We start from the raw sequence: 212 nt of genomic DNA, 5'->3' as shown, positions 1-212 counted from the left end.
AGAGTTTCCTCCATTGTGCAATATCCCCCACTGCTGCCTCCCGTAGGAGTCTGGGCCGTGTCTCAGTCCCAATGTGGCCGGTCACCCTCTCAGGTCGGCTACTGATCGTCGCCTTGGTGGGCCGTTACCCCACCAACTAGCTAATCAGACGCGGGTCCATCTCATACCACCGGAGTTTTTCACACCGTACCATGCGGTACTGTGCGCTTATG

1 rRNA gene is annotated in these 212 nt (G+C 57.5%); it reads right to left on the bottom strand.

The features are described 5' to 3' along the window. Positions 1 to 212 (bottom strand): 16S ribosomal RNA (locus tag GPK83_RS15795); the annotation flags it as partial.

The sequence above is a fragment of the Clostridium sp. MCC328 genome (genome assembly GCF_018785465.1).
Taxonomy (GTDB): Bacteria; Bacillota; Clostridia; order Lachnospirales; family Lachnospiraceae; genus Pilosibacter; species Pilosibacter fragilis.
This window is presented reverse-complemented; position numbering and strand designations above follow the sequence as displayed.